The sequence below is a fragment of the Mycobacterium sp. IDUB_19 genome (assembly GCF_055419445.1).
Map to the genome: position 1 here is coordinate 1 of NZ_JBVAXR010000109.1, position 2,724 is coordinate 2,724.

The 2,724-nt window shown below is 63.5% G+C and carries 3 protein-coding genes and 1 pseudogene; 3 read left to right on the forward strand and 1 reads right to left on the reverse strand.

Features of this window, described 5'->3' with window-relative positions:
- The 3 genes from pstS to pstA form a co-directional block, all read left to right on the forward strand.
- On the forward strand, positions 1 to 600 hold a 600-nt coding region (gene pstS / locus ACZY0B_RS27110; protein WP_463767315.1), incomplete at its 5' end, for a phosphate ABC transporter substrate-binding protein PstS.
- Positions 601 to 612: 12 nt separating this feature from the next.
- Positions 613 to 1,602, forward strand: a complete 990-nt coding sequence (gene pstC, locus ACZY0B_RS27115) for a phosphate ABC transporter permease subunit PstC (RefSeq protein ID WP_463767316.1) — start codon at positions 613 to 615, stop codon at positions 1,600 to 1,602.
- Positions 1,599 to 2,522, forward strand: coding sequence for a phosphate ABC transporter permease PstA (gene pstA / locus ACZY0B_RS27120; protein WP_463767317.1), 924 nt, complete (start codon positions 1,599 to 1,601; stop codon positions 2,520 to 2,522). Before pstC ends, pstA begins: the two co-directional genes overlap by 4 nt.
- Before the next feature lie 16 nt (positions 2,523 to 2,538).
- Here the strand turns inward: pstA and ACZY0B_RS27125 are convergent.
- Positions 2,539 to 2,724 (reverse strand): annotated as a pseudogene (locus ACZY0B_RS27125) (non-homologous end joining protein Ku); the annotation flags it as partial.

Below are 2,724 nucleotides of genomic sequence, written 5' to 3' on the forward strand. Positions count from 1 at the left end.
AATGCCGGCGTCAATTTGCCGGGCGAGCCGATCCACGTCGTATTCCGCAGCGATGAGTCGGGGACCACCGATAACTTCCAGAAGTATCTCGACACCGCGTCCAACGGCGGGTGGGGTAAGGGCTCCGGCAAGAAGTTCAACGGCGGTATCGGGGAGGGCGCCAAGGGCAACGACGGCACCAGCGCCGCCGTCAAGGCCACCGAGGGCTCCATCACCTACAACGAATGGTCGTTCGCCCAGGCGCAACACCTGAACGTGGCCAAGATCGTTACGTCGGCGGGCCCGGACCCGGTGGCAATCAGCACCGAATCGGTGGGCAAGACGATCGCCGGAGCCTCGATCGTCGGCCAGGGCAATGACCTGGTCCTCGACACGATTTCGTTCTACCGGCCCAGCCAGGCCGGCGCGTACCCAATCGTGTTGGCGACGTATGAGGTTGTGTGCTCGAAATATCCGGACTCCCAGGTCGGCACGGCCGTGAAGGCATTCCTGCAGAGCACCATCGGGGCCGGCCAGAATGGATTGGCGGACAACGGATACATTCCCATTCCGGACGCGTTCGGCTCGAGGTTGTCGGCTGCTGTCAACGCCATCACGTGATCTGATATAGCCATGGTCCGCGAAGCGCTCGCTTCTCCTCCCGGGATAAAGCCCGCGCTGACTGCAACTAACCCACGCGTCGTGCGGCGGGGCGATCGAGTGTTCAAGTCGCTCGCCACCGCCGCAGGATCGACGATCGTGATCGCGATCGCGCTGATTGCGATCTTCCTGTTGATTCGTGCGATCCCGTCGTTGCGGGCGAACCACGCGAACTTCTTCACCAGCAGCGAATTCAATACCACCGACGCCGAGAAGTTGGCCTTCGGTATTCACGACTTGCTGATGGTCACGGTGCTGAGTTCAATCAGCGCGCTGGCGTTTGCCGTGCCGGTTGCCGTCGGGATCGCGGTGTTCCTCACCCAATATGCCCCGGCCCGGCTGGCCCGCCCGTTCGCCGCAATGGTTGACCTACTGGCCGCGGTGCCGTCGATCGTCTTCGGGCTGTGGGGAATTTCGGTGCTGGCGCCGAAAATCGAGCCGGTTGCCGAGTTTCTGAATCGCAACCTCGGCTGGATCTTTCTGTTCAAGCACGGCAACGTTTCCCTGGCGGGCGGGGGCACCATCTTCACCGCCGGGATCGTGCTGTCTGTCATGATCCTGCCGATCATCACTTCTGTTGCGCGAGAAGCGTTCCGCCAAACCCCGCGTATCCAGATGGAAGCGGCCCAGGCACTCGGCGCCACACGCTGGGAGGTGGTACGAATGACCGTGCTGCCCTACGGCCGTAGCGGTGTGGTCGCGGCGTCGATGCTGGGGTTGGGCCGCGCGCTGGGTGAAACCGTTGCGGTGCTGATCATCTTGCGCGCGGCGGCCCGCCCCGGCAATTGGTCGCTGTTCGACGGCGGTTATACATTTGCCTCGAAGATCGCCTCTGCGGCATCCGAATTCAGCGCACCGCTGCCGACCGGAGCCTATATCTCGGCGGGATTCGCGTTGTTTGTGATCACCTTCGTGGTCAATGCGGCGGCCCGCGCCATCGCCGGCGGGAAGGTCAACGCATGAGCGTCGACACATTCCGCCAGCCGATCAAACCCACGACATTGCAGTCGCTCAGCATGCGGCGGAGGATTAAAAACCACCTCGCGACACTGTTCTTCCTCGCCTCGTTTGCCCTCGCGGTGGGGCCGCTGGTCTGGGTGCTGTCGGTGGTGATCGAACGAGGCGGCACCGCCGTCACCCAGTGGCATTGGTGGACCCACTCGCTGCGCGGAGTGTTGCCCCAGGAGTTGAGCGGCGGCATCTACCACGCGCTGTACGGGACGCTGATGCAGGCCGGAGTCGCCACCGTGCTGGCCGTACCGCTGGGCTTGATGACGGCGGTGTTCCTGGTGGAATACGGTTCGGGACGGCTGGCGCGGGTTACCACCTTCATGGTCGACGTGCTTGCCGGGGTTCCGTCGATCGTGGCGGCGCTGTTCATTTTCAGCCTGTGGATTGCGACTCTGGGATTCCAGCAGAGCGCGTTCGCGGTGGCGCTGGCGCTCGTTTTGCTGATGTTGCCGGTGGTGGTGCGGTCGACGGAGGAGATGCTGCGGTTGGTGCCGGACGAACTGCGCGAAGCCAGCTACGCGTTGGGCGTTCCCAGGTGGAAAACTATTGTGCGAATTGTCTTTCCGATGGCGATGCCGGGCATCGTATCGGGCATCCTGCTGTCCGTCGCGCGCGTCATCGGCGAAACCGCGCCGGTGCTGGTCCTGGTCGGGTACAGCCGGTCGATCAACCTCGACGTCTTTCACGGCAACATGGCCTCGCTGCCGCTGCTGATCTACACCGAACTCACCAATCCAGAGCACGCGGGATTTCAACGGGTCTGGGGTGCCGCGCTGACCTTGATCATCCTTGTGGCCGCCATCAACCTCATTGCCGCAGCCTTCCGCTTCCTGGCCAGCCGACCTCGGGGAGAACGATTCACCCGGGCGTGAAGTCGATCGCCCACGGTCAGGAGCGTGATCGCGCTTTCGCGGCAGACTTCTTGGCCGGTGCCTTCTTGGCGGCTGCCTTCTTCGCGGGTGCCTTCTTGGCGGCCGTCTTCTTCGCCGGAGCCTTTCCGTCGCCGGAGCGCGCTTTCACGCTGGCCTCCAGCTTGGCGAGCAGGTCGGAGACATCTTCGGTCTCATCCAGCTC